This is a genomic window from Microbulbifer maximicatervae (SeqCode) (genome assembly GCF_052468095.1).
In genome coordinates, this window is sequence record NZ_CP174332.1 from 3,614,980 (window position 1) to 3,636,480 (window position 21,501).

21 protein-coding genes are annotated in these 21,501 nt (G+C 47.9%); 5 read left to right on the forward strand and 16 right to left on the reverse strand.

Features of this window, described 5'->3' with window-relative positions; all coding sequences use genetic code 11:
- Positions 1-38: 38 nt before the first annotated feature.
- On the forward strand, positions 39-1,019 hold the full coding sequence (locus ACJJIL_RS15780) for an alpha/beta hydrolase family protein (protein ID WP_445360161.1): 981 nt from the start codon (positions 39-41) through the stop codon (positions 1,017-1,019).
- Positions 1,020-1,102: 83 nt separating this feature from the next.
- Here ACJJIL_RS15780 and ACJJIL_RS15785 read toward each other — a convergent pair whose 3' ends face one another.
- The 8 genes from ACJJIL_RS15785 to ACJJIL_RS15820 all read right to left on the reverse strand — a co-directional run bounded on the left by ACJJIL_RS15785 (position 1,103) and on the right by ACJJIL_RS15820 (position 9,454).
- Entirely contained in the window at positions 1,103-1,441 is a 339-nt protein-coding gene (locus ACJJIL_RS15785; RefSeq protein WP_445362010.1) for a YnfA family protein, read from the reverse strand.
- 20 nt (positions 1,442-1,461) lie between these two features.
- Positions 1,462-2,016: a hypothetical protein gene (locus ACJJIL_RS15790; protein WP_444916413.1), complete on the reverse strand. Its 555-nt coding sequence runs from the start codon at positions 2,014-2,016 to the stop codon at positions 1,462-1,464.
- 265 nt (positions 2,017-2,281) lie between these two features.
- Positions 2,282-2,938, reverse strand: coding sequence for a glutathione S-transferase family protein (locus ACJJIL_RS15795; RefSeq protein WP_444906056.1), 657 nt, complete (start codon positions 2,936-2,938; stop codon positions 2,282-2,284).
- Positions 2,939-3,277: 339 nt separating this feature from the next.
- Positions 3,278-4,102: a right-handed parallel beta-helix repeat-containing protein gene (locus tag ACJJIL_RS15800; RefSeq protein WP_445360162.1), complete on the reverse strand. Its 825-nt coding sequence runs from the start codon at positions 4,100-4,102 to the stop codon at positions 3,278-3,280.
- Positions 4,103-4,322: 220 nt separating this feature from the next.
- Positions 4,323-6,044 carry a DUF8614 domain-containing protein gene (locus ACJJIL_RS15805; RefSeq protein WP_444942422.1) on the reverse strand — a complete coding sequence of 574 codons (1,722 nt, stop codon included), beginning with the start codon at positions 6,042-6,044 and terminating at the stop codon, positions 4,323-4,325.
- Positions 6,045-6,110: 66 nt separating this feature from the next.
- Positions 6,111-7,928 (reverse strand): ABCB family ABC transporter ATP-binding protein/permease, encoded by a 1,818-nt coding sequence (locus tag ACJJIL_RS15810; RefSeq protein WP_445360163.1) that lies wholly within the window; start codon positions 7,926-7,928, stop codon positions 6,111-6,113.
- Positions 7,929-8,153: 225 nt separating this feature from the next.
- Positions 8,154-9,065 (reverse strand): alpha/beta hydrolase, encoded by a 912-nt coding sequence (locus ACJJIL_RS15815; RefSeq protein ID WP_445360164.1) that lies wholly within the window; start codon positions 9,063-9,065, stop codon positions 8,154-8,156.
- A gap of 11 nt (positions 9,066-9,076) precedes the next feature.
- Positions 9,077-9,454 (reverse strand): Cif family virulence factor, encoded by a 378-nt coding sequence (locus ACJJIL_RS15820; RefSeq protein WP_445360165.1) that lies wholly within the window; start codon positions 9,452-9,454, stop codon positions 9,077-9,079.
- Positions 9,455-9,565: 111 nt separating this feature from the next.
- Here ACJJIL_RS15820 and ACJJIL_RS15825 point away from each other — a divergent pair, with 111 nt between their 5' ends.
- Positions 9,566-10,450: a LysR family transcriptional regulator gene (locus tag ACJJIL_RS15825; RefSeq protein ID WP_445360166.1), complete on the forward strand. Its 885-nt coding sequence runs from the start codon at positions 9,566-9,568 to the stop codon at positions 10,448-10,450.
- Between the two features lie 274 nt (positions 10,451-10,724).
- On the opposite strand, the gene ACJJIL_RS15830 is transcribed toward ACJJIL_RS15825, so the two are convergent.
- Positions 10,725-11,018 (reverse strand): hypothetical protein, encoded by a 294-nt coding sequence (locus ACJJIL_RS15830; protein WP_445360167.1) that lies wholly within the window; start codon positions 11,016-11,018, stop codon positions 10,725-10,727.
- A gap of 396 nt (positions 11,019-11,414) precedes the next feature.
- Here ACJJIL_RS15830 and ACJJIL_RS15835 point away from each other — a divergent pair, with 396 nt between their 5' ends.
- The gene (locus ACJJIL_RS15835) at positions 11,415-11,930 is read left to right on the forward strand and encodes a nuclear transport factor 2 family protein (RefSeq protein WP_445360168.1); all 516 of its coding nucleotides are present in this window, start codon (positions 11,415-11,417) and stop codon (positions 11,928-11,930) included.
- A gap of 24 nt (positions 11,931-11,954) precedes the next feature.
- Here ACJJIL_RS15835 and ACJJIL_RS15840 read toward each other — a convergent pair whose 3' ends face one another.
- The 3 genes from ACJJIL_RS15840 to ACJJIL_RS15850 all read right to left on the reverse strand — a co-directional run bounded on the left by ACJJIL_RS15840 (position 11,955) and on the right by ACJJIL_RS15850 (position 17,209).
- The gene (locus ACJJIL_RS15840) at positions 11,955-12,566 is read right to left on the reverse strand and encodes a CoA pyrophosphatase (protein WP_444906063.1); all 612 of its coding nucleotides are present in this window, start codon (positions 12,564-12,566) and stop codon (positions 11,955-11,957) included.
- A gap of 134 nt (positions 12,567-12,700) precedes the next feature.
- Complete coding sequence (locus ACJJIL_RS15845) at positions 12,701-15,874, reverse strand: efflux RND transporter permease subunit (RefSeq protein ID WP_445360169.1); 3,174 nt, start codon at positions 15,872-15,874, stop codon at positions 12,701-12,703.
- Between the two features lie 12 nt (positions 15,875-15,886).
- Entirely contained in the window at positions 15,887-17,209 is a 1,323-nt protein-coding gene (locus ACJJIL_RS15850; protein ID WP_444927041.1) for an efflux RND transporter periplasmic adaptor subunit, read from the reverse strand.
- A 69-nt stretch (positions 17,210-17,278) separates the two neighbouring features.
- Here ACJJIL_RS15850 and ACJJIL_RS15855 point away from each other — a divergent pair, with 69 nt between their 5' ends.
- Both ACJJIL_RS15855 and ACJJIL_RS15860 read left to right on the forward strand, forming a co-directional pair.
- Positions 17,279-17,818 (forward strand): NUDIX hydrolase, encoded by a 540-nt coding sequence (locus ACJJIL_RS15855; RefSeq protein ID WP_413664813.1) that lies wholly within the window; start codon positions 17,279-17,281, stop codon positions 17,816-17,818.
- A gap of 48 nt (positions 17,819-17,866) precedes the next feature.
- Entirely contained in the window at positions 17,867-18,406 is a 540-nt protein-coding gene (locus tag ACJJIL_RS15860) for a DUF4124 domain-containing protein (RefSeq protein ID WP_445360170.1), read from the forward strand.
- On the opposite strand, the gene ACJJIL_RS15865 is transcribed toward ACJJIL_RS15860, so the two are convergent.
- The 4 genes from ACJJIL_RS15865 to ACJJIL_RS15880 all read right to left on the reverse strand — a co-directional run bounded on the left by ACJJIL_RS15865 (position 18,403) and on the right by ACJJIL_RS15880 (position 21,482).
- A complete protein-coding gene (locus ACJJIL_RS15865) occupies positions 18,403-18,750 on the reverse strand; it encodes a YqfO family protein (protein ID WP_445360171.1) in 348 nt (115 codons plus the stop codon). The two genes, ACJJIL_RS15860 and ACJJIL_RS15865, sit on opposite strands and share 4 nt — an antisense overlap.
- Positions 18,751-18,822: 72 nt before the next feature.
- Positions 18,823-19,677, reverse strand: a complete 855-nt coding sequence (gene trxA / locus ACJJIL_RS15870; RefSeq protein WP_444912378.1) for a thioredoxin — start codon at positions 19,675-19,677, stop codon at positions 18,823-18,825.
- Between the two features lie 45 nt (positions 19,678-19,722).
- Positions 19,723-20,103 (reverse strand): MmcQ/YjbR family DNA-binding protein, encoded by a 381-nt coding sequence (locus tag ACJJIL_RS15875; protein WP_282931699.1) that lies wholly within the window; start codon positions 20,101-20,103, stop codon positions 19,723-19,725.
- 2 nt (positions 20,104-20,105) lie between these two features.
- The gene (locus ACJJIL_RS15880) at positions 20,106-21,482 is read right to left on the reverse strand and encodes a hypothetical protein (RefSeq protein ID WP_445360172.1); all 1,377 of its coding nucleotides are present in this window, start codon (positions 21,480-21,482) and stop codon (positions 20,106-20,108) included.
- Positions 21,483-21,501 lie beyond the last annotated feature (19 nt).

A 21,501-nucleotide genomic window follows, 5' to 3' on the forward strand; every position in this document is an offset into this window, starting at 1 on the left:
TTCTCTATACGATTAGATCCATTGGATATCAACGGCCAGTGAAAAATGCGATTAAACTAAATACGATATTTGCTGTCATTAGCACATGCTTTAGTGTATCCAGCTTCTCTCAGAGAATTGCCAAACTTATTGAAAAATCTGAAAGCTTTCCTTTCAATGAGACAATAACCCCAGAACAAATTAAAGACTTAGGATTTAAAAAAGGCAGCTATGATATAGGAAAAAGCAAAGAATACATCAGGTATTATTACGCTCCTGCTTCATCTCAAGACGGTATTCATTACTCCGTCAAATATGACACCGACGGCAAAGAAAGCACCGTTAAACTTGATTTACCAAAAGATGCTCTGAAAGAAAAATATTCTGGAACAGTGATTTTATTACATGGATTCCGATCATCAAAAGAGTTCATGTTATTTTCTGCTCAATACTTTCGCTTTCTTGGATTTCAAGTTGTGGCTCCGGACCTCCTTGGTCACGGGGAATCGAATAGCACTAAAAAATATGGCGTAGGAGATAGTGAAATTATCAATAAACTTATTGATGCACTAATCAGTAAAGGGGACATCAAGGACAAGCCGTTATATATCGTAGGAAACTCCATGGGAGCCTTAACGGCTCTCTATATCTCAGCCATGAGATCTGACTTAAATGGAATTATTTTACTTGCCCCAATGGTCCCTTTTGATCAAGCCGTGTATAACTACGGTAGGCTCAATCATCCCATACTTAGCCGGGTTATACCCGAAAATAAAATTCGAAAAGGAGCAAATCTGGCTCTGGAGCAGTCTGGTATTGAACCGAGTGATACCAATATACTTCCCCTTCTCTATTCTTCCAAGCTCCCCATACTGCTAATATCCTCCCCCTCGGATCTAATTGCACCCTATGGTAATTATATAGCTTTAGATCAATCAAATATTAATTTGGTGAAAATTCCCAATAGAAGCCACCCAAGTATATCGACCATTGGAAATATTGAGCACGAAGCAATTATCAGCTGGCTTAATAAACTGTAAGATATTTACGCGATCCAAGAATTTCTCAGCTTTAAGGATAAATCACAAAGTCACCCTTAAATAAGCGCATAGATTTATCAAATCTAATTGATCATCTGCCTCGGTGAAAACATAATGATAGCCATACCCAGCATTGCTACAGCGGCACCGCTCACATCCCAAATGGTGGGCTTAACGCCATTAACCAACCATAACCACATTATTGAGGAAAAAATATAAATTCCTCCATAAGCAGCATACACCCGGCCCGCTGGAGCCGGATGCAATGTCAATAGCCAAGCAAATATCGCCAAACTTATACCGCCAGGCACTAGTAGCCAAATACTTTTGTCCTGCTTTAACCACAAGTAAGCCGTGTAGCAGCCTATTATCTCTGCAAGCGCCGTAGCCAGGAACAAAGCTATAGTTTTTATTTCAAACAGCAGCATGAACGTCTAGATATTTAGCTATTTACCGGACAAACATTTTCAAGACGCATCGTAAAGGCTCTTTTCATATATGAAAATTGTTCGATGGTCTCCATATGCTTACTCAGGGAGTTTCTTGCACGTGTGAATTTTCTCTTTTCCGCCGCATTCATTCCCTCGTTAAACATATATAAACTTTGCAGTGGCGCCATGGCAGTTTTCTCTGTGCGATAAAAAACATCATCAGACATCGCCAAATCAACCTTATCCCGTATGGAGCCATCCGGCATAATTTGCACCGATACGCTGGGAACGTAATTCGCAATAGGGCCTTCAAAGTTAAGAACGGTGGATTCCTTCTCACTCAATTTCTTCGCCACATAAACCTTAAGCTTGTTATTGCGCACTTCCAATTTTACAAACGGTTTAATTATTTTAAACTTCTCCTTATCCTCCTCAAATAGTTTCACGGATGCTTCAAGCATCACCAAACTTTGAGTATTGATAAACCGTTCATATTCTTCTAAGTGGCACGATGCCTGTACCCCACTACTCAACAAGAAACATAGACTAAAGGCTAATCTTTTCATTGATCTAAATATTATCCTTAATATTTGATAAATTGATCGCCTCAAACATCAACTGGCGCACTGGTTAACCCAGCACAGTTTAGACCTCATTGGCATCACTATTAGCCAGTGATTGCGCTTGAAACTTTCTTACGATAAAAAATACGTACCCTGCTTCTTTTTCCGATTAATTTACGCCACTAATAGTAAAAAAGGTGAAGCTGGTTCAGCTTCACCTAACGGGTTTAGTAATTAAAAAAATCCTGATCTTTGCGGAAGTTAGTCCCTACCGATAATCCGACAGTACTACCGGCGGCAGTTCAGCGGCCTCTGACATCCACTCTTTTACGCTGTCACGCGCCAGCAACCGGTCTATCCACAGTTTAGTAAGCGGCCAGGGCTGCAAATTTGGGGCGTGGGAGAAAATTCTTATCACGGTTGGCACAAAGGCTAAATCTGCCAGGGACAAAGCGCCCATCAAGTAAGGGCCACCATTTTGCTCAAGCTCTCCTTCCCAGGCGGCAAATAAGCGCTCCGCATCCATCTCTTCTTCAGGGGTCATTAAACGTTTATCTGGATAAAATGCACTTTCAAAGGACAGACGTGGACACAACCCGGACAACCCAGAATGTTGCCAGCTAAGCATGGCCCGTGCTCGCGCCCGCATCAATGGATCTTGAGGTAACAGTTCACCAGAGCCTATGTCATTGGCATATTCCATAATGGCCAAGGAGTCAAAAATAATCATATCTCCCTCTTCCAGTACGGGTACTGATCTCGCAGGGGATAACTCTCCTATACGCTGTAAGTTCTCGAATCGCTGTGGCCGACGAATATCTACAACCACTTCCTCAAATTGAACTTCCTGTTCACGCAATGCCAACCAAGCCCTAAAGGCCCAAGTGGATGCATTTTTAGTACCCGAGTACAGAACACGAGACATAATTAATCCATTGTTATAGTTGAATTATATTGATCAATTGGGAGCTTCAATTATACCGCTTAACCGCCAAACAATTAGAATATAGCATCAAATTTATTGTGCATTAACAACACTACGGTTCATAGCCATCAATGCCTCATCACAAACAGCTATTTTTTTTGAATCGCCTAAGAGACACAACTTACTACTGGGGTGGAAGGAAAGAATACACCGCACTCGAGACACGCAGTGAATACATCCCTGTAAGCTCCTAATCGGCATCCATGCCTCATAGGGTCCCGAGCGCAGTGTATTCTTTCCTTCTCCCTTTTTAGTAAGTTTCGAAAATCGCGAAAAAATTCAATCCAGGCAGCTTGGACTTTTAGTAATGGCAACATTAGCGTACCAAGTGTTGGTGCCACTACAATCGGGGTCAACCGTATCATATAAATCAAAGGAAAGATTAAGTTCAGAGAAATTTCCAGTTATGACATTATTAGTCGAACTCGTGAATTCCAAAACGATACCTCCACCATCATTACTTGCTATTAAATTTTGGGAGATTATATTACTGGATGAGCCCTCGATTAGAATTCCTGCTCCACCATTGGATGTAGATATATTATTGAACACATTTGAAAAGCTATCATCTACCTGAATTCCATCAGAGACACTGAGCGATACAACACAAGAAGAGAGAGTATTAAAATCATCATCCATATCAACACCTACTCGACCACTATCAGTGATTATGCATCCACTAATATTGTTAAAGATACTGTCAATATCAATACCATCGTCAACACTACCAACTAGCTCAGTTCCGACCACCGTGTGATAACCCACACCGCCTATAAAAATATTGTCAAAACATTCATTAATGGTGCCGCCAGTCAACACCGCACCTTGACCCAGGATACGTATTCCAGCACCGCCAAATCCCGCACCTGTATCACAGGTCACAGAAAAATCTCCCATACTCAAACTACCTTCAGGACCAACTATCGTAAGGGCATCTGGCTCAGCGGCAGTAAGGTCACAGAATAAATCCTGTGTAAGCACTTCGGCGCTCGTAATAACATCACCACAGGATACCTGAGCTGATGCTACAAAAGAGTATGACGCTGTAAATAGCCCCATTACGCCTAATATTAATAACTTAATAACTGACTGCTTAATATCCATGTAAAACCTCTGTCAATATTGTATAAGAGTTGGATTTCCTAGCCTGGGATACAGACTGCCTCCTTAGTTTGGACGTGACTATTAATTCCGCCATAAGAAAAAGTACCTAAAGTACTAAGCTGCAATCAGCGGAGATATAGCAAATCGAAGGGGGGGTAAAGTTTCGGGGCACAAAAAAACCCGGCAGGCGCCGGGTTTTTTTAAACAAAAGGTAAGGAAATTACTTCAAACCAAGTACTTCTTTACCCTGAATAAAGGTAACGTCAACCGGAATATTGGCCTCAGCCAAGCGATCCAAATCAGCCTGCAGTTCAGGGCCAATTACGCCTTTGGTCTCCAGCAGTGATTTGGCTTCCTCGTAATCGCCATCACCCTGGATAGTAATGATTAAACGAGACAAGTTGGTCATCGCCTGTTGCATCTTTTCAAAATCAACGCTGTATTGACCAGTCTTGGGATCGCGAGTGAAGGCACCCTGCTCCTTAAAGTAGTTAAAGCGCATCATATTGGCTTTACCATGGGCACTGGCCGCACCAAAACGTACGCTGCGGAAAATACCCGCCAGGAAGGTGACATAGTTATCCATCAACTGGCCTTCTTCCAGCTCACCTTTTTCATGCAAGCGGGTAACCATGTACAGACCGAGGATATCAGCCTTACCTTCTTCCAGGGCGGAAGAGGTTTCCTTCAAAGCCTGGCGAACATTATTTCCGCCTTCTACGGTCTTTTTAATTCCCAAACCATGGGCCACTTCGTGGAACATGGTGTTGGCAAAGAAAGCCGGGAAGGTAATATTCTTGCGTTGATCTTCTGCGATCAATACATCGCTGATCGGCACCAGGATCTTGTCAAACTTGGCCTGCATTGCATTCTTCAGCTGCAAACGGCGAGTGCCTTTGGCCAGCTGTACTTCCTCATCATTGGGAAGGTTAATGGCAATAGTCTTGGAGCCCGCGTTACTGTGGCCGGCGTAGAAGAGTACATCGTAGGCATTCAAGTCTGAATCAGTACCGGGCTCTTCAGATTTGTATTTTTCCTCAACCGGCAAACCCTTCTGCAATTCGGGCAGTAGAGCGGCAAACTTGGCCAGTTTCTTACTCCACTCTTTGTCTTTCAGCAGGACATAGGACTCATAAGCGGTACGATAGGCAAACAGCTGGTCTTCATAGTTTTCAATAGGGCCAATAACCACATCGATATCATTCTCCTTCATATCCATCCAGGCCATATCACTGGGACGGAAATTATCGGAGAGAAGTGCATCGGCACGCATAGTGAGGTAGTTAGCAAATTCTTTGCTCTCAGCCAATTCAGCTGCCTGGCGCAGAATGCTGGCCGCCTTATTCAGGTCCGCATTGTAGGCTTCGTTGTAAGGCACCAGTTCGAGACTGCCAGACTCATTGCGGCGCACCAGGGAGTACAAGCCGTCTTTTCCTGCCTGGTCCCATTTCTCGAACTCTTCGCGGGTCATATCCGCTGGGTAGAAGTTAGCACCCAGGGGCTTATCTCCATAACCAACAATAAACGGCTTATTGTCGTTAAGGCGATCCCAGGGGCCATAGTTGATATCGGCAAACTTACGAGCGCGGTTGTCTTCAATATCCGGCAGCAATTCCTCAGCTGGGCCGTAGGATTGCAACCAGAACAGGCGATCCATAATCTGGCTGGCATCAATCAGCAGGCCAATCATTTTGCGCTGGTTGTCGGAGAGACCGCTTAGATTTGCAGTGAGCTCAACCGGTACATAGATATCAAAACGCTTATCCGCATCTTCTACCTTTTGGCCTGAGGGCACAGGTACCGTCTTGGACTCTACAATCTGAGCCTCAGCTTCCGCTTTGGCAACTTCTTCGGGCTGCTGCTCTTTTTTGGAACAAGCGCCAACAAGGGCCAGTGCCAACACTGCTGCCGCTATCTTGGTAGCCTGAAAAGGAATGGTCATATCGCTCTGCCTATCATTTTTTTGTATCGGCGCCACATTAGTCTGGCTGTAGGGATTTATCAACCGTCATGGCGTAGGCACCTCGGCTGCTTGGGTCTCAGTTCCACGCTCCTGTTGCTGCATACGCCAGAGGGCCGCGTAGTGTCCGTCAGCCTGCATCAATTCCCGGTGGGCTCCCTGCTCGACTATTCCGCCCTGATCCATTACCAGAATGCAGTCTGCATCCACAATTGTGGAGAGGCGGTGAGCGATCACTAACGATGTCTGCTCGCGGGCAATATCCTGCAGGGATGCCACTATGCCCTGCTCTGAGTGGCTGTCGAGAGATGAGGTCGCTTCGTCAAAGATCATAATCGGAGGCTTTTTCAACAGGGCCCGAGCGATAGCAACCCGCTGCTTTTCCCCTCCGGACAATTTGAGACCCCGCTCCCCCACCAGGGTATCGGCTCCCTCTGGCAGCTGCTGAACAAAGCCTTCCAGCTGAGCGTGACGGATCGCCTCATCCACCTCAGTATCTGAGGCATCTACACGTCCGTAACGCACGTTCTCCCGGATCGACTGGTTGAACAACACTGCATCCTGAGGCACAACACCAATAGCCCTGCGCAGCGACTCCTGGGAAACACTGCGAATATCCTGGCCATCAATGGAAATGGAACCGCTGTTAGCGTCATAAAAACGAAACAGGAGCTTAAAGAGGGTGGACTTACCTGCACCGCTAGCGCCAACAATTGCCACTTTTTGCCGTGGTTCCACAGCAAAGCTGATACCTTTGAGGATCTGGCGATTATCTTTATAGCCAAACTGGACGTTATCAAACTCAATTCGGCCCTCCATCACAGTGAGGGGAGCCGCCTGGGGAAGATCTTCCACAGCAGGTTTTACCGCCAGTAAAGAGAACATCTTCTCAATATTTGCCAGTGCCCCTTTCATCTCCCGGTACACAAAGCCGAGGAAATTTAGCGGTATAAAGATCTGCATCATAAAGGCATTCACCAATACGAAGTCACCGATGGTCATAGTGCCTTTGGTGACTCCTACTGCGGCAAGAACCATCGCTGCACACATTGCGCTGGAAATAATCAGCGCCTGGCCACTATTTAGGCCAAACAGGGACAGCCTGTTCTTACGCCGGGCCTTCTCCCAACTGGCCAGCTCCCGGTCATAGTGACCGGATTCATGTCGCTCATTGGCAAAGTACTTAACGGTCTCATAGTTGAGCAGACTATCAACTGCACGGCTGCTGGCCTGTGACTCCGCCTCATTCAACTCCCTGACAAAGCGCGTACGCCATTCAGTGGCTACCACTGAAAAGCCGATATAAATAATCACTGCGGCCAGCACTAATAGCGCAAATAAGCCGCTGTAATTCCACCAGAGCAACCCCGCCACCATAGCTATCTCTACCAGCGTGGGTACGATATTGAAGACCATAAACCGCATCAGGAATCCGATGCCGCTATTGCCCCGCTCAATATCCCGAGAGAGCCCGCCGGTACGGCGGTTCAGGTGAAAATCCAGGTCCAGGTTGTGCAAATGCTGGAACACTTCCAACCCGATCCGGCGCTGGGCCCGCTCAGTGACACGGCCAAAAATCGTGTCTCGCAGTTCGCCAAACAGAGTGCTGGAAAGGCGCACAGCCCCATAGGCCAACAGCAGCCCCAAAGGTAATGCCACTGCCTGGGCCAGGCCCCCAGCACTATCCAGGTCATCGACAATATGTTTGAGCAAAAATGGCAGGGTAACACCCGCAACCTTGGCGCCAATCAAGCAGAGGATCGCCAAGACTACGGCGCGGCGGAATTCCAATAGGTAAGGGAAGAGGGTTTTGAGTGCACCCCAGTGCACCTCATCCAAAGAGACAGTGGATTTGGGTCTCGGCATAATCTATCCAGGAGGAGAAAACAGGCGCCCATTATAATTTGTCGATAGAACTTATATAGACGCTTGCCTTTAAAGCGCCGCCCCAAAGTAATACCTTGAAGCACCTATCCTCACACCCCTCTGGCAGGCCGTGACACTGATGATTTCGTCAAGGCTACAGCTTAAGCCACCAAATCACAAAACATCATTGCAGACCTGCCTAAGACACAAAGCAATAAATCGTTGTTAGTCTTTCATATACTCCAGCATATAAGTTAAAACTTCGTCACGGTCATCGACCAACCTTTCTATCAGGTCAAGATGATCCCGATTATTCGCTAACTTGAAATAACAGGGATTATCCATTTTTAGCATTTTCTCCTGATACTCTTTGGTCTGCCGAAAAAACTCTGGCGTATCAAATTCAGGCACAATTAAATGTAGCGGGCATTCGGTTGTGTCAATACCAGGCTCTAGCAGCTGGGGGCTTACCTTTTCGGCAGATTCCATCGACATATTAATGGCGTCATTGACAAAACTATTGACCAGTGGCCGAATGTCAAATAGTCCTGCCAGGGAAAATGCACCTTTAAACTTACTTTGAGCAGATGCCGGTACACCAAATTGACTCCAATCCGTTTGATGCAACAGTGCTACCAGTTGGCCACCTGCCGAATGCCCCACAAGATACACAGATGGAGCCCCTCTTTCTTCAGCCTCTTTCAGTATGGTAGCCATTGCCCACTGCATCTGTAAGACAATAGACTCCATTGGAGTATCATTTTCCCAATCCGGGGCCATACGGTAACCCGGCATATAGACCGCAAATCCCTCTTTATTGAAAGGCTCGGCCAGAAAAGAAAATTGCTCTTTTGAAAACCACTGCCACCAGCCACCGTGAATATAAATTACGACCGGTGCATCCTCAGCAACTTCGTCTGACCTGAAAACATCCATCGAGCCAGCTAAATCACCTTCCCCAAAATTGACAGTTTGCAAACCGTCCTTAATCGTGTTGCGATATGCCGAGCTACGACTGCCAGTAAACTCAGCATGAGAAGGCAGCAGCAGATCGGTTGGAAGGCGGCGGGTCCACAAAGTAGGGTTATATTGCTCGTCCGTTTTCTCACGGGTAAAACTATTCCAAAATTCACTCACGGCTAGCACCCTTACTTTTCGCTAGGATTTATAGCTTCGAACTGGTCATCACGCAGTAGCATAGTACCGTCCTCTTGTAGGACCCAGAGTTCACGAGTGATGACACCTTCTGCGTTGTTCATTTTCCAATTACTTGAGAGTACGGTTGAGACTTCGTCCACTACTTCAATTTTTGCGCCAATATAGGTCACATCCGCAAAACCCTGATCTACCAGATTTTGCCAGAAAGCTTGTATATTCTTTCGACCTTCGAACAGGCCAAAGGGTTTGGCAGTCATCTGAGCCTGCTCTTCATACATGGATGCACACCCAGCTGCATTGCCACTATTGAAGTAAGACTTCCACTGTTCACTGGCAGCTTTTGTTTTCTCAATCAGAATGTCACTCATATCAAAATCCTCTTCTGTAATAGGTAACGACCTTGTGCCTATAGATTGCCCCATGGCCATGGTTGTGATAAACATCCATTAATTGATATTAGTGTTTAGGAAAATTAAACAATGAAACCAAGCCTGGAGGATATGCAGGTATTCCTAGCCGTTGTAGAGGCGCGCAGCTTCACACTGGCAGCCGACCGCCTGGAGCGCACCAAATCGGCAGTAAGCCAAGCAGTTACCCGGCTGGAGTCTGATATCGGCACCCGCTTGCTTTACCGCAGTACCCGCTCCCTATCTCTCACCGAGGCCGGCTCAGAGTTTTACGCCCATTGCCGGGAGATCAAAGATATTTATAACTCAGCATTAGCGGGCCTTAGGAATAGCGGCAACAAATTGGCGGGTTCCCTATCAGTAACAGCTCCTCACGCACTGTGCGAGCCAGTAATTATTCCTGCAATCATTAAGCTGGCCGAACAGCACCCGCAACTGAGAATCAGGCTGTTAGCTAATGACTCCCCCATGGATTTGATTGAATCGCAGGTAGACCTAGCCATTCGCGTGGGCAGTCTTGCACTTCAATCGGCAAAAGTTTCAAAGTTAGGATTGTTAGGAGAAAGTCTCTACGCCAGCCCGCAGCTTATTGAAAAGCTATGTGGCATTCCCTCAGACCTTACAGAACTACAAAATTGGCCGCATATCGCTAATGATTGGCAGGGCATACCATTAAAGTATGAATTGAAAAGTGGGATTCAGATAAAAGCCACGCCTAAGGTTCGCTGTAACTCCTTACACGATATAGTACAGTTAACCGAAGCCGGAATTGGGATTGCCAGGTTGCCCGATATTATCGCTCGAAAAAAAGTGGCTAACGGCACACTTTGCTCAATAACATCTGTTGCCGCTGCGCCCATCCATTATATGCATCTATTTTCCAAAAGGCCGCCAACAAAAGTTCAGACTTTTATCAAGGCTATCAAGTCCCAATTGCAAATCTGTAGTAAAAATTAATAGTAGAGAAAGGTTTAGTCTATTTATAACTATCAAGATAACCTCATAGCAGCCCAAATAGACCTGCATTTGAAACTTTAGAAATTCACTCTACAGGGAGCTACCTGCAGCCTGTTAACTCAATAGGTACAAAGGGGGGGTATTCATTTCACAAAGAAAAATTTGTCGCGTGGACCGAGTAGATATTTTAACAGGCAACTCCACATTTAAATGACCAGAGCTGCAAGCTCCAGTCATTTAAACAACTGAGTTCTAACCCAGCCTTCAATGCCAATCAATTGCAGCGAAAGTACTTAAACGTAGAATCCTGGGTATAACGCACCAGTACCTTTCCGCCAGATGTCAGAGAGTACACCTCCTCTGACTTCCAAGCTTCTCCTTCACCCTGCATATTGAAAACCAGATGAAGATTGCCATCACTTTGGCTAGCAGACATCAACTGGCCTGAAGACTCCGTAAATTGAATACGACTATCCGCCAGTGTCATCGAGTCGGCCGATGAAGGAGCGTTACAGGATTCCTCGGTTCCAGCCCATTGTCCCTGATACTTAGGAGGTACAGTGGACATTGCACAAGCCTGGATTAATCCGATTCCCAGCAACACACAGAAAAAAGAGAGAGATCTCATTCAAGCAATCCAATAACGTATATAATAAGAAAAATTAAGGATATAAGAACCTTACAGTATATCTAGTACTTACGTCTCAAATAAATCCCACCATTAGCTTAAATCGTGAAATAGTCGCCAAACGACAAAGGATTTTAGGGCTTGGTATTACTTCACTTTACACAAACAAACACTTCCCACTTTTATTAATAATTCTCTCAAGGTTACTTGCAGGATTTGGGGTTAGATAACGGGTTTTGATTAATACTCTATTAATATCCTAGGTGAACCCCCAAAAACCATCACTAGAAACTATCCTCTTCAATATCTACTGGCGATAAAGATCAAGGTAAAGCAATGGATGAGATTCAACAGCTAAAAGATCGACTAGCGATTAGTGATCTACTCGCCCGTTACACATTAACTATCGACAGTAATGATGCCCGAGGCTGGGCATCATTATTTACACCTAATGGCCGATTTGAGCACGGCAATATTATGATTCGGGGAAGAGAAAAACTGAAGCGCTACGCAGCGGTTCACAGCAAGTTGGGAAGCCGGCATATTACAAGCTCGCCCCTACATTTTATTTCTGAAGATGGGCAATCCGCCTCAGGAAAAGCAACGACCGTAGAAATCATAGCAACACGATCCGGCTATCGCATTTCTGCTGTTGGAGAGTATCGAGACAAACTCGTTAAAATCGATAACAACTGGTTAATCGAATGTCGACGAGGAGAAGAAGTTAAACTTCCTGAAGACCCTGATTTCCCAATCCTCAGCGCCGATCCCGATGCCGGAAAAAAAATGAAAATACTAATCGATGCTTGGGATGACTTAGGTGAGCCGATACCAGAGCTTCCCCAAAAATAAAAAAATTCTAATTAGTAAGCTGAGCTAGTTAAGTGCACGCAGCGGCACATCATCACGGCGCCCTATTGACGCCCCTAATATTTTTACTAAAAATTCGGTTAATACCCCTGCAGTAAAGCCCCAGATTTCATAGTTTTCATACATATACGCCGGAAGGTATATTTCCTGGTTATCAATAATAATACGATCAGTGCGAATACGCGGGTCTGCAAGAAAGAAAGACAGGGGGACTCGAAATACTGCATCCAATTCTCCTGGGTTTGGGAACAATTGGATATCCGGTGAAATTATCCCTACCCAAGGGGTCACATGTACCTGCCAGCGGGTAGTGCGAGGCCAAAGGGGACCGAGTACGCGCACGTCATCCATAGGTAGGCTGACTTCTTCTTCCGCCTCACGCAAGGCGGTAAATTGAAGCGATGGGTCTGTGGCATCCCAGCGCCCCCCAGGGAGAGAAACTTCACCGGAATGTGTGGAGAGATTTGCAGAGCGCTTAGTTAGAATTACTTGAGGGTCCGGCTCTTCTGTCAGGGCAATCAGTACTGCGGCATGGCCTTGCAGGTCAGGCCCTGCCGGAACCCTTGCTTCCAAGTCCTCAATTTGCCCTACGATTTTCTGTTCAATAATCTCTAGCATAAATCTGTGCCCTGCCCCGATCGCTTCGGGGGCTCCATAACATTCATCATACCGTTTTTCAGCGGTAACACTGAGCGATATGCCACAATATCCATTTGTGACTTACCACCCTACCACACAATCAACAGCTTGGCTCAGGTGGATTCAGACCCACCATTCGCGGTCTTATCCTCATCAATTTTGGGGGTATAGCCCCCTTTCAGCTTTTCCCGCACCGTTTGCACCAAGGCGTAATACACAGGCACTAGCAAAGTTGCGAAGAGACTCGCAGCCAACATGCCGCCAAAGACCACCAGCCCCAGGGAAACCCGGCTTACTGCGCCGGCACCGGTGGCGACCAGTAGTGGAATTACCCCTAAAATAAAGGACATGGCCGTCATTAAAACCGCGCGGAATCGCAGGCGCGTGGCCGACAGAGCCGCATCCGCAATAGACCGACCCTTATCGCGCTCCACGCAGGCAAACTCTACTATCAGAATCGCACTCTTTGCTGCCATCCCAATCAGTAATACCAAGCCGATCTGCGTATAGAGATTGTTGATAGACCCCGCGATAAATACCGTAAACATAGCGCCACCGATCGCAATGGGGACGCACAACATCACCGCAAAGGGGATAGTCCAGCTCTCATATTGGGCGACCAAAAACAAGTAGACAAATATAACGGCCAAAGAGAACAGGATTGGGGCCAGATTACCCGCAGTCACCTCCTGTAAGCTGATGCCCGTCCACTCGTATCCATAACCTTCTGGCAACTTTGATGCCAAGTCTTCCATAGCATCCATTGCCTGGCCACTGGAATACCCCGGTGCCGGTGATCCATTGATAGTGACGCTGTTATATAAGTTGTAACGGGTTATTGTTTGTGGCGCGACCACCGGAGTAATAGTTGAGATAGCAGTCAGCGGTACTAAACCGCCACTATTGGCACGAACATAAAAGCCAGCCAGATTTTCCTCTTTATCGCGAAATTGTGCATCAGCTTGAGCGATTACCCGAAAAACCTTTCCATATAGGTTAAAGTCATTGATGTAATAGCCCCCCAAAAAGGTTTGCAACGTTAAATACACATCCGGCAGGGGGACCCCAAGCACATGCGATTTCTCTTTATCTACTTTTAATTCAAGCTGCGGTGTGGCGGCCTGAAAACTAGTAAAGGCCTGGGAGATTTCACTGCGCTGATTGGCATTGCCCAGCAGGTCAAACAAGACCTGTGACAATTCAGTAATACTGCGCCCCTGTAGATCTTCGAGTACAAATTCAAATCCACCAACAGTGCCAATACCCGGAAGTGGTGGAATGACAAACGGTAGCACTTGCGCATCGGGAATTGCGGATAACTTTTTCTGTACCCGATCCATAATGGCAAACTGGCTATCTTCTCTATTTGTGCGGTCATCCCAGGGTTTTAACACAGCAAACATCATTGCCGTATTGGAAGAAACACTGCTGGTAAGCAGGTTGTAACCGGGCACTCCAACCACGTGAGCCATACCTGGCTCTTCCATTAGAACATCGGTCACTTGATTGACAATGGGTCCGGTTCGCTCCAGGGAAGATCCATCTGGCAACTGCACGTGTAACATAAACGTGCCCTGATCTTCATCGGGAATAAAACCGGTGGGGATTCGGGTAAAGAGTAAATAGCAGAATAATAAAATCAGAATAATTGAGGCGATACCGATAAGCGGTATTTTGATACAAGTCCTCACCATTCCCACATAAAAACCTGTAGAAATATGCAGAGCTTTATTAAAGAAACCAAAAATACCGGTCTCCTTAATACCGGCAACTTCCCCGTCTTTACTCGGCTTTAACAAACTGGCACAGAGAGCCGGACTTAGTGTAAGTGCATTCAGGGAGGAAATGGCCACCGCCATTGAAATGGTGACAGCAAACTGCTGATACATTTTCCCCGTAATTCCCGGCATCAACATTACCGGAACAAAAACTGCAAACAAAACAAGGGTAGTAGCAATAACGGGGCCGGTAACTTCACGCATGGATTCCAGCGCGGCTTCCTTTGGCGGGAGGCCATCAGCCATTAACCGCTGGGTGTTTTCCACCACGATAATCGCATCATCTACCACTATGCCTATCGCCAGGATTAAGGCAAACAATGTGATGGTGTTAATCGTCATCCCAAATGCCAGCATTAAGGCAAAGGTGCCTATCAGGGATACGGGAATAGCAATGGCTGGTACCAGCGTAGAGCGCCAATCCTGCAGAAACAAAAAAACCACCAGTATTACCAGTATCAGGGCAATAATCAGTGTTTCCACAACCTCTTTAATTGAGGCCTCAACAAATAATGTAGTGTCGTAGAGAATCTCCGCTTCCAGCCCATCGGGGAAGCGCTTCGACAACTCAGCAACCTTGGCCTTAATGCCATCGGCCACTTCGATCGCATTTGCCTCGGGCAGCTGGTACACCCCTATCACTGCTGAAGCCTGGTTATCCAATTGCCCATAGGAAGAGTAAGATTCACTTCCCAGCTCCACCCTCGCCACATCCTTAACTTTTACCATGGCGCCATCGGGCTTAGCGCGGATGGTGATGTCCTCAAACTCGCTGGGAGATACCAAGCGCCCCTGCACCAAAATATTGTATTGGAACTGCTGATCTTGGCGGATCGGTGGCGCCCCGATCTGACCGGCAGCTACCTCTACGTTCTGTGCCTGCACAGCAGAGATAACATCCTGGGCGGTGACATCTAACGAGGCCATCCGATTGGGATCGAGCCAGAGGCGCATGGCGTAATTGCGCGAGCCAAAAATAACAACACTGCTCACCCCCAGCACCCGCGCCAATTCATCTTTTAAATAAATCTCGGCGTAATTCGCCAGAAATAATTCATCAAACTTTTCATCTGGGGAAAACAAATTGACCACTAACAACAGCGTGGTGCTCTGCTTGGAAACTACCACCCCATCCCTTTTCACATCCTCAGGTAGCTGGGGAGTGGCCTGCTCCACCCGGTTCTGAACATTAACCTGGGCGATGTCATCGTCGTAGCCAGGCTTGAATGTCACTGTGAGACTGTAGGAGCCATCATTGCCACTAGTGGAAGACATATAATCCATGCCCTCCACACCATTAACTTGCGACTCAATCGGCACAGCCACACTATCGCGCACTACTTCGGCGCTGGCACCGGCAAACGTGGCGGCGACATTGATGGTCGGTGGCGTTATTTCAGGGAATTGCGACACTGGCAATTGTGGCAAGGAGAGTATCCCAGCGAGGGTGATCAGTATGGAAATAACAAAGGCGAATCGTGGCCGCCGGATACAAAAGGCGCTAATCATGGGCAGCGACAGCTATTTGTAGTCATCGTCATGCCCCTCAGATTCAGGGCTTGCTGGTGCCGCTTCCCCATCAGTTACCGGTAGCTCTCTCTCCCCTTGACTGTCAGTAGAGCCAGATTTCGCCGCAGAACTACTACTTTGCTCGGCGGGAGGGGCTGGTGGTGCTTCAACATCGTAGGGGTTTCTAGGGGTGTTTTGCGGCGTCACCGGCTTTCCTGCGACAACCCTCTGCAAACCATTAACGATTACAGATTCACCGGCGACAAGCCCGCGATCTACAGCCCACAACTCCCCTTCCCTCTGCCCCAAGGTCAGGTAGCGCTTCTCCGCAATATTATCTTTGCCCAAAACAAAGACATAACGGCCCTGCATATCCTCCATGACCGCTGACTGGGGTACCAACGGCCTCAGCGCGTCATTGCCGGTGTAGACGCTTATGGAAACTCGGGCAAACTGGCCCTGCACTAATAGTTGGCCTGGATTGGGAAACAGGGAGCGCACCGCTACCGATCCGGTATTGGGATCGATCTGATTATCGATAAATACGATTTTGCCCTTATGGGGGTAGTAATTGCCGTCGGGTAACTCAATGCGAACATCCAGGCGAGTGGGATTTAAACCCTCTCGCTGTCGCCTCTGGGAATCCACCTGCACCGCATAAAGTTGCTCTTCTGGCACTTCAAAGAGCACATAAATGGGATCCATTTTTACGATAGTGGCCAGGGGATCGGTGCTTGGCCCTACCAGGGAACCCACTGGAAATTCTGTACGCCCGATTCTTCCAGTGAGTGGCGCGTAAACTTTGGTATAAGAAAGGTCCAGCTCAGCGCTTTGCACTTTGGCGCGATTGGCATCGACTTGGGATTCCGCTTCCTCAAAATTACCTTCAAGCTCATCCATCTGTACCTGGCTGATAGCCCCAGTGGCCACCAAACGGCGGCCACGGTGGAAGTTCCGCTCAGCAACTCTCAGGGAGGCTTGGGATTGTTCCAGAGTAGCGCGCTGATTCGCCAGTTCGGCAATAAAAGGGCGCGGGTCAATTTCAAACAGTAACTGCCCTTTCTGGACGGTTTCCCCCTCGGTAAAATTGCGGCTCTGGATATACCCTTGTACTCGTGGGCGGACTTGATACTCATCAGTTGCCTCTACCCGCCCGACAAATTCAAAGCGGGGGATAACAGGCTCTTCCCTAACAACCAGTACTTCTACTGGCGGGGGAGGTGGCGCCTTTTCCTCTTCGCCTTTACCGCCACAGGCGCAAAGGGCAAGGAGCACTAGTCCGAGCAGAAAAAAATGCGCCATCGCAGGGTAGATACCGCCTTTATACTTCAACATCACTAACAACTATAGGCGTCAACCGGTCCGGAAGCTGGCGCTCAAATCTCGCATGGGTATACTGACGCCATGAAATTTTGCAGCCAATGCGGCAGTAACGCCGTAACACTTTCCATTCCCAAGGGCGATGACCGCCCCCGCCACATCTGTGGCAGTTGCGGCGCCATTTACTACATCAACCCCCGAGTTATTGTCGGAGTTGTCCCCTACGTTGGCGACAAGGTGATGTTGTGCAAGCGTGCCATACAGCCGCGCCTGGGGCTTTGGACTCTGCCTGCCGGGTTTATGGAGAGTGGCGAAACTAGCGAAGAGGGCGCTTTACGGGAGTCCTGGGAGGAAGCCCGGGCCAGTATCCGCGTGGACGAGCTCTACTCCGTCTACGATATCCCCCATATCAATCAGGTCTATATGATGTACCGGGGTGAATTGACCGATATGAATTTCGGACCCGGGCCTGAATCGCTCGAAGTTGAGCTATTTCGCGAAGATGAAATTCCCTGGAGGGAGATTGCATTTCCCATTATGCACCGCACTTTGGAGCACTATTTCGAAGATACCCGTATCGGCCAATACCAGTTACACCGCGGTGTCATCAATCGCAAGCTGTAAACCACTTTACTTAGTTAGTTAATGACCCTGCATTAAAAGGATGTTTGCATGAAATACTTTCCAATGCTCGGTGCCTTGTTACTGGTAGGCGTTGTCCTGCCTATGATTTTACCGGGCCCAGATGGCAAACCCATCATGTCACCCTCCGACTGGCTGCCACAAAAACCGGATATTTCAGCGATTCGCGAAACCGGTGAGCGAGCTATGCAAAGTGTGCGCGAAACCACCCAGGAATCAGTGTCAAAAATTGAAGAGTTGGCAACTTCCAGTGGGCTTGTATCTCAAGGGGATTCTGCCAAGCAAACATCTGAGGTTTTTACCTGGAAAGATAAAGACGGGAATTGGCACTTCTCAGACACTGTACCGGAGGGATTGGATTCACACGTGCGTATTCACCGCGTCAAGCCTCTAAATACAGTCACTGCCAATGACCCTATTGAGTTGAGATCCGACTCGATCGTTGAAGACATTAGCCCCGCCGAAAATAAACTGCCGACCCATCACACCAGCGTTTCAAAATTACTGGAAGATGCAAAAGCGATCGAGCAAAAAAGCCACGAACGACAAAAGGTACTCGATAGCCTTTAAGAGACCTCTGCTTTATTTAAGCCGGCACTATTGCAGCGATCATCCAATCGCCAGAGGTCAAACGCCGGTTCTTCATAGGGGTGGGCTGCTCGCATTGCATCGAGAGCAGCATCCACCAGCTCATCGGCACAGACCATCTCCACACGGTATTCCACCACAGTCTCTACCTGACCCGACTGACCAATAAATGGCTGGCTCCCATCCAGCGGCCTGAACTGTCCCATTCCCAGGACTTGCCAACAACAACTATCGTAGTCGCCAATACGCCCAGCCCCCACGGAAAATAGCGCTTGCTTTACCGCTTCCAAGTGAGACTCGGGAATATAAACACAGAGCTTATACATAAATAATCGTCCTTCTCTCCCCCAAAAAACAAAGAGGCCTCTTGGGCCCCTTTGTTTACCGGCAGAGTATTTTTAAAACATCATAGTCATTAACTTGCGCTGGTACTGAGTGGCAACCGGGTCGCCAGCCCCCAAACTTTTTACAATATCCAGGAACGTCTGCTTAGCAGCACCATCGGCAAAGCCCATGTCTTTACGCAAAATATCCAGCAATAATTGCAGTGCTTCTTCATGGCGGTTGGCCTGACTGTACTGCACGGCCAATTGATAAGCTGAATCGCTATCTGCAGGGTTTTCTTCCAGTGCCTTTTGCAGAGCCTGAATTTCTGGGGTTTCCGCTGCCTGTTGTTTCAGCTCCAATTGAGCCATCAGCTGCTGGTATTCTGCATCCTGATCTGCCAGCAGAATTTTACTAAGCACAGCCTCTGCTTCCTGGGCACGGTTTTGATCGAGCAGGATAGCAGCCAGTTGTTTGGCGATATCAGTGCGTTCAGACGATTCCGTATAAGCCTGACGCAACAGAGGCAGGGCTTCCGCCACTTTATCTTCACCGATTAACGCCTGTGCCTGCTGCAACTTTATGTCCCAGGGTTTTGGCAGATACTTATCCAGCATCTCACGAATCTGTGTCTCTGGCTGCACACCGGCAAAGCCATCTACCGGCTGGCCATCTTTTAAAACCATTACCGTGGGCAAGCTGCGTACACCCAGCTGACCCGCCAGCATTTGCTCGGTATCTGCATTGACCTTCGCCAATAAAAACTGACCGCTATACTCATTGGCCAGTTTTTCCAACACCGGCATCAACTGCTTGCACGGCTCACACCAATCGGCCCAAAAGTCCACCACTACCGGGCGCTTCATGGACTCTTCAATCAGAATTTGCTGGGCGTTCTCTGCCGTTACATCGACAATAAATTCGTTCACATCCTCTCCTAGACTAAATCTGGGTATTTCTATTCACAGGGGCCTCTAGCGGTAGAGCAGCTCCGCTCCATAGGCCAGTTCCAAGGACTCCCGCTCAAGCTTGCGAAGCCCCTTAACTACCAGGCCATATGAGCGATCTACCATTCGCTCAATCTCATAATCGGGCACTGTGCCATCCAACAACACCGTATTCCAGTGTTTCTTGTTCATATGGTAACCCGGGATAACACCGGAAAAGATGTCCCTTAAGGCCTGGGCTTCATCGGGATCGCACTTAAGATTACTGGCGTCCACCCCGCGGTAACAGCTTAAGGTAGCAAACATGCGCCCCTTAATCTTAAATACCGCTACATCCGGGCCAAAAGGAAAATCCTCGATAGCTTCCGGTCGCGATAGTAAATACTCTCTCAAAGTGCCTTTTTGCATGATTACCAATCCAGGGATGACGGCAGGCGCGGCGAGGATAATAAACGGGTAAAGCGCTGCCAGCGCTCTTCATTATTTTGACTGCCCTGCTCTACATAATCAGCAACCAGTGTCTTACCCCAATTGTAATTAATTACGTAGGCGCCGTAGGCATCTACAAAATCCTTCCGCTGTGCCGCCTTGGCGGGGCTCATCAAGGTATATTTCTCAAACAACGCAGGTACCTGCGCGCCCTCAATTTTCCCGTCGATATACTGGCGGGCAATCTCATTGCCGGCAAAACCCAACTTATCTACCAGGGCCATTACCTGCTCATACTTTTCCGCCGTTTTGGGGTCCAGGCCAGCTAAGGGGTAGAGAACTTCCATTTCAAAACGGGTTTTCTCCTCACCGGGGAAAGTCAGCTCTATCCCGTAGTTTGCACTTCCCTCGGCAATCAGTGACTGTGGACTGAAAAGCGGGTAAACGCTGTACTCTGCCCAACCCCGTTCCTTGACCAAAGTTTGCTCCAACAGCGCGTTATAGGTGTGATGCCCCGGATACCCTTCGTGACAGCCCAGGTCAATAGCCCTGTCTATCGTAATTGGCAAGCCATTGTTCACCTGTATTAGGCTGTGCGAACGCCCCTTATACCAGTTGTAGCCACTCCAGGGTTTGTCGCTGACATACTCCAGAACAAAACTCTCATCCGCTGGGAGTGAAACATACTGCTTAGTGCGCGCGCGGCATTCTTTAATGGCGGCATCAAATACGGCCTGAAGGCGATCGGCAGGAATTTCATAAGCTTTGCGGAAGCTGGCTACCCTCTCACTCAAGGGCTGCTCACCTGGGAGTAATACTTCCAACTCCTCCAGCATGGGTTCAAAACTTTCCAAATCCTGCTGCGGGGGCTCGGTGTCGTAGAGGGTTCGAGCTTCATTGGCGAAGCTTCTCGGGCTCTCTCCTGCCAGACTACGAGCATGGAACACCAGGGCCCGCAACTGTGTCTTCAGGTAATGCATACGCAGGTTTTCGATAGAACCATCGCCGTCGATTACCGCTGGCAGCTCTGCCAGTAAAGATTCACCGCGCCGGGCAATATCTGCAGCGCTCGCCTTACTCTTGGTGGCAGTTTCACGCAATTCAGCCGGACCGTAATAGGCATCGACATAGCTGTCGTCATGATTTCCCAGTTCAAGCACTAGAAGGACATAAGCCTGGGCCAGACTATCCATCGCACTATCTCCACTATCGGGTTTGGGAATTGTTGTAGTCGATTGATCATCAACCCCGACTTCAGAATCGGTTTTTTTATTAGCTGTAGTTTGGCCATCACAAGCCCCAAGCAGTAGGGAAATAGCCAGCACTGGTAGCGCCTGTGCCAGTGTTCTCAAATACATAATTCTTATTTCTCTCACG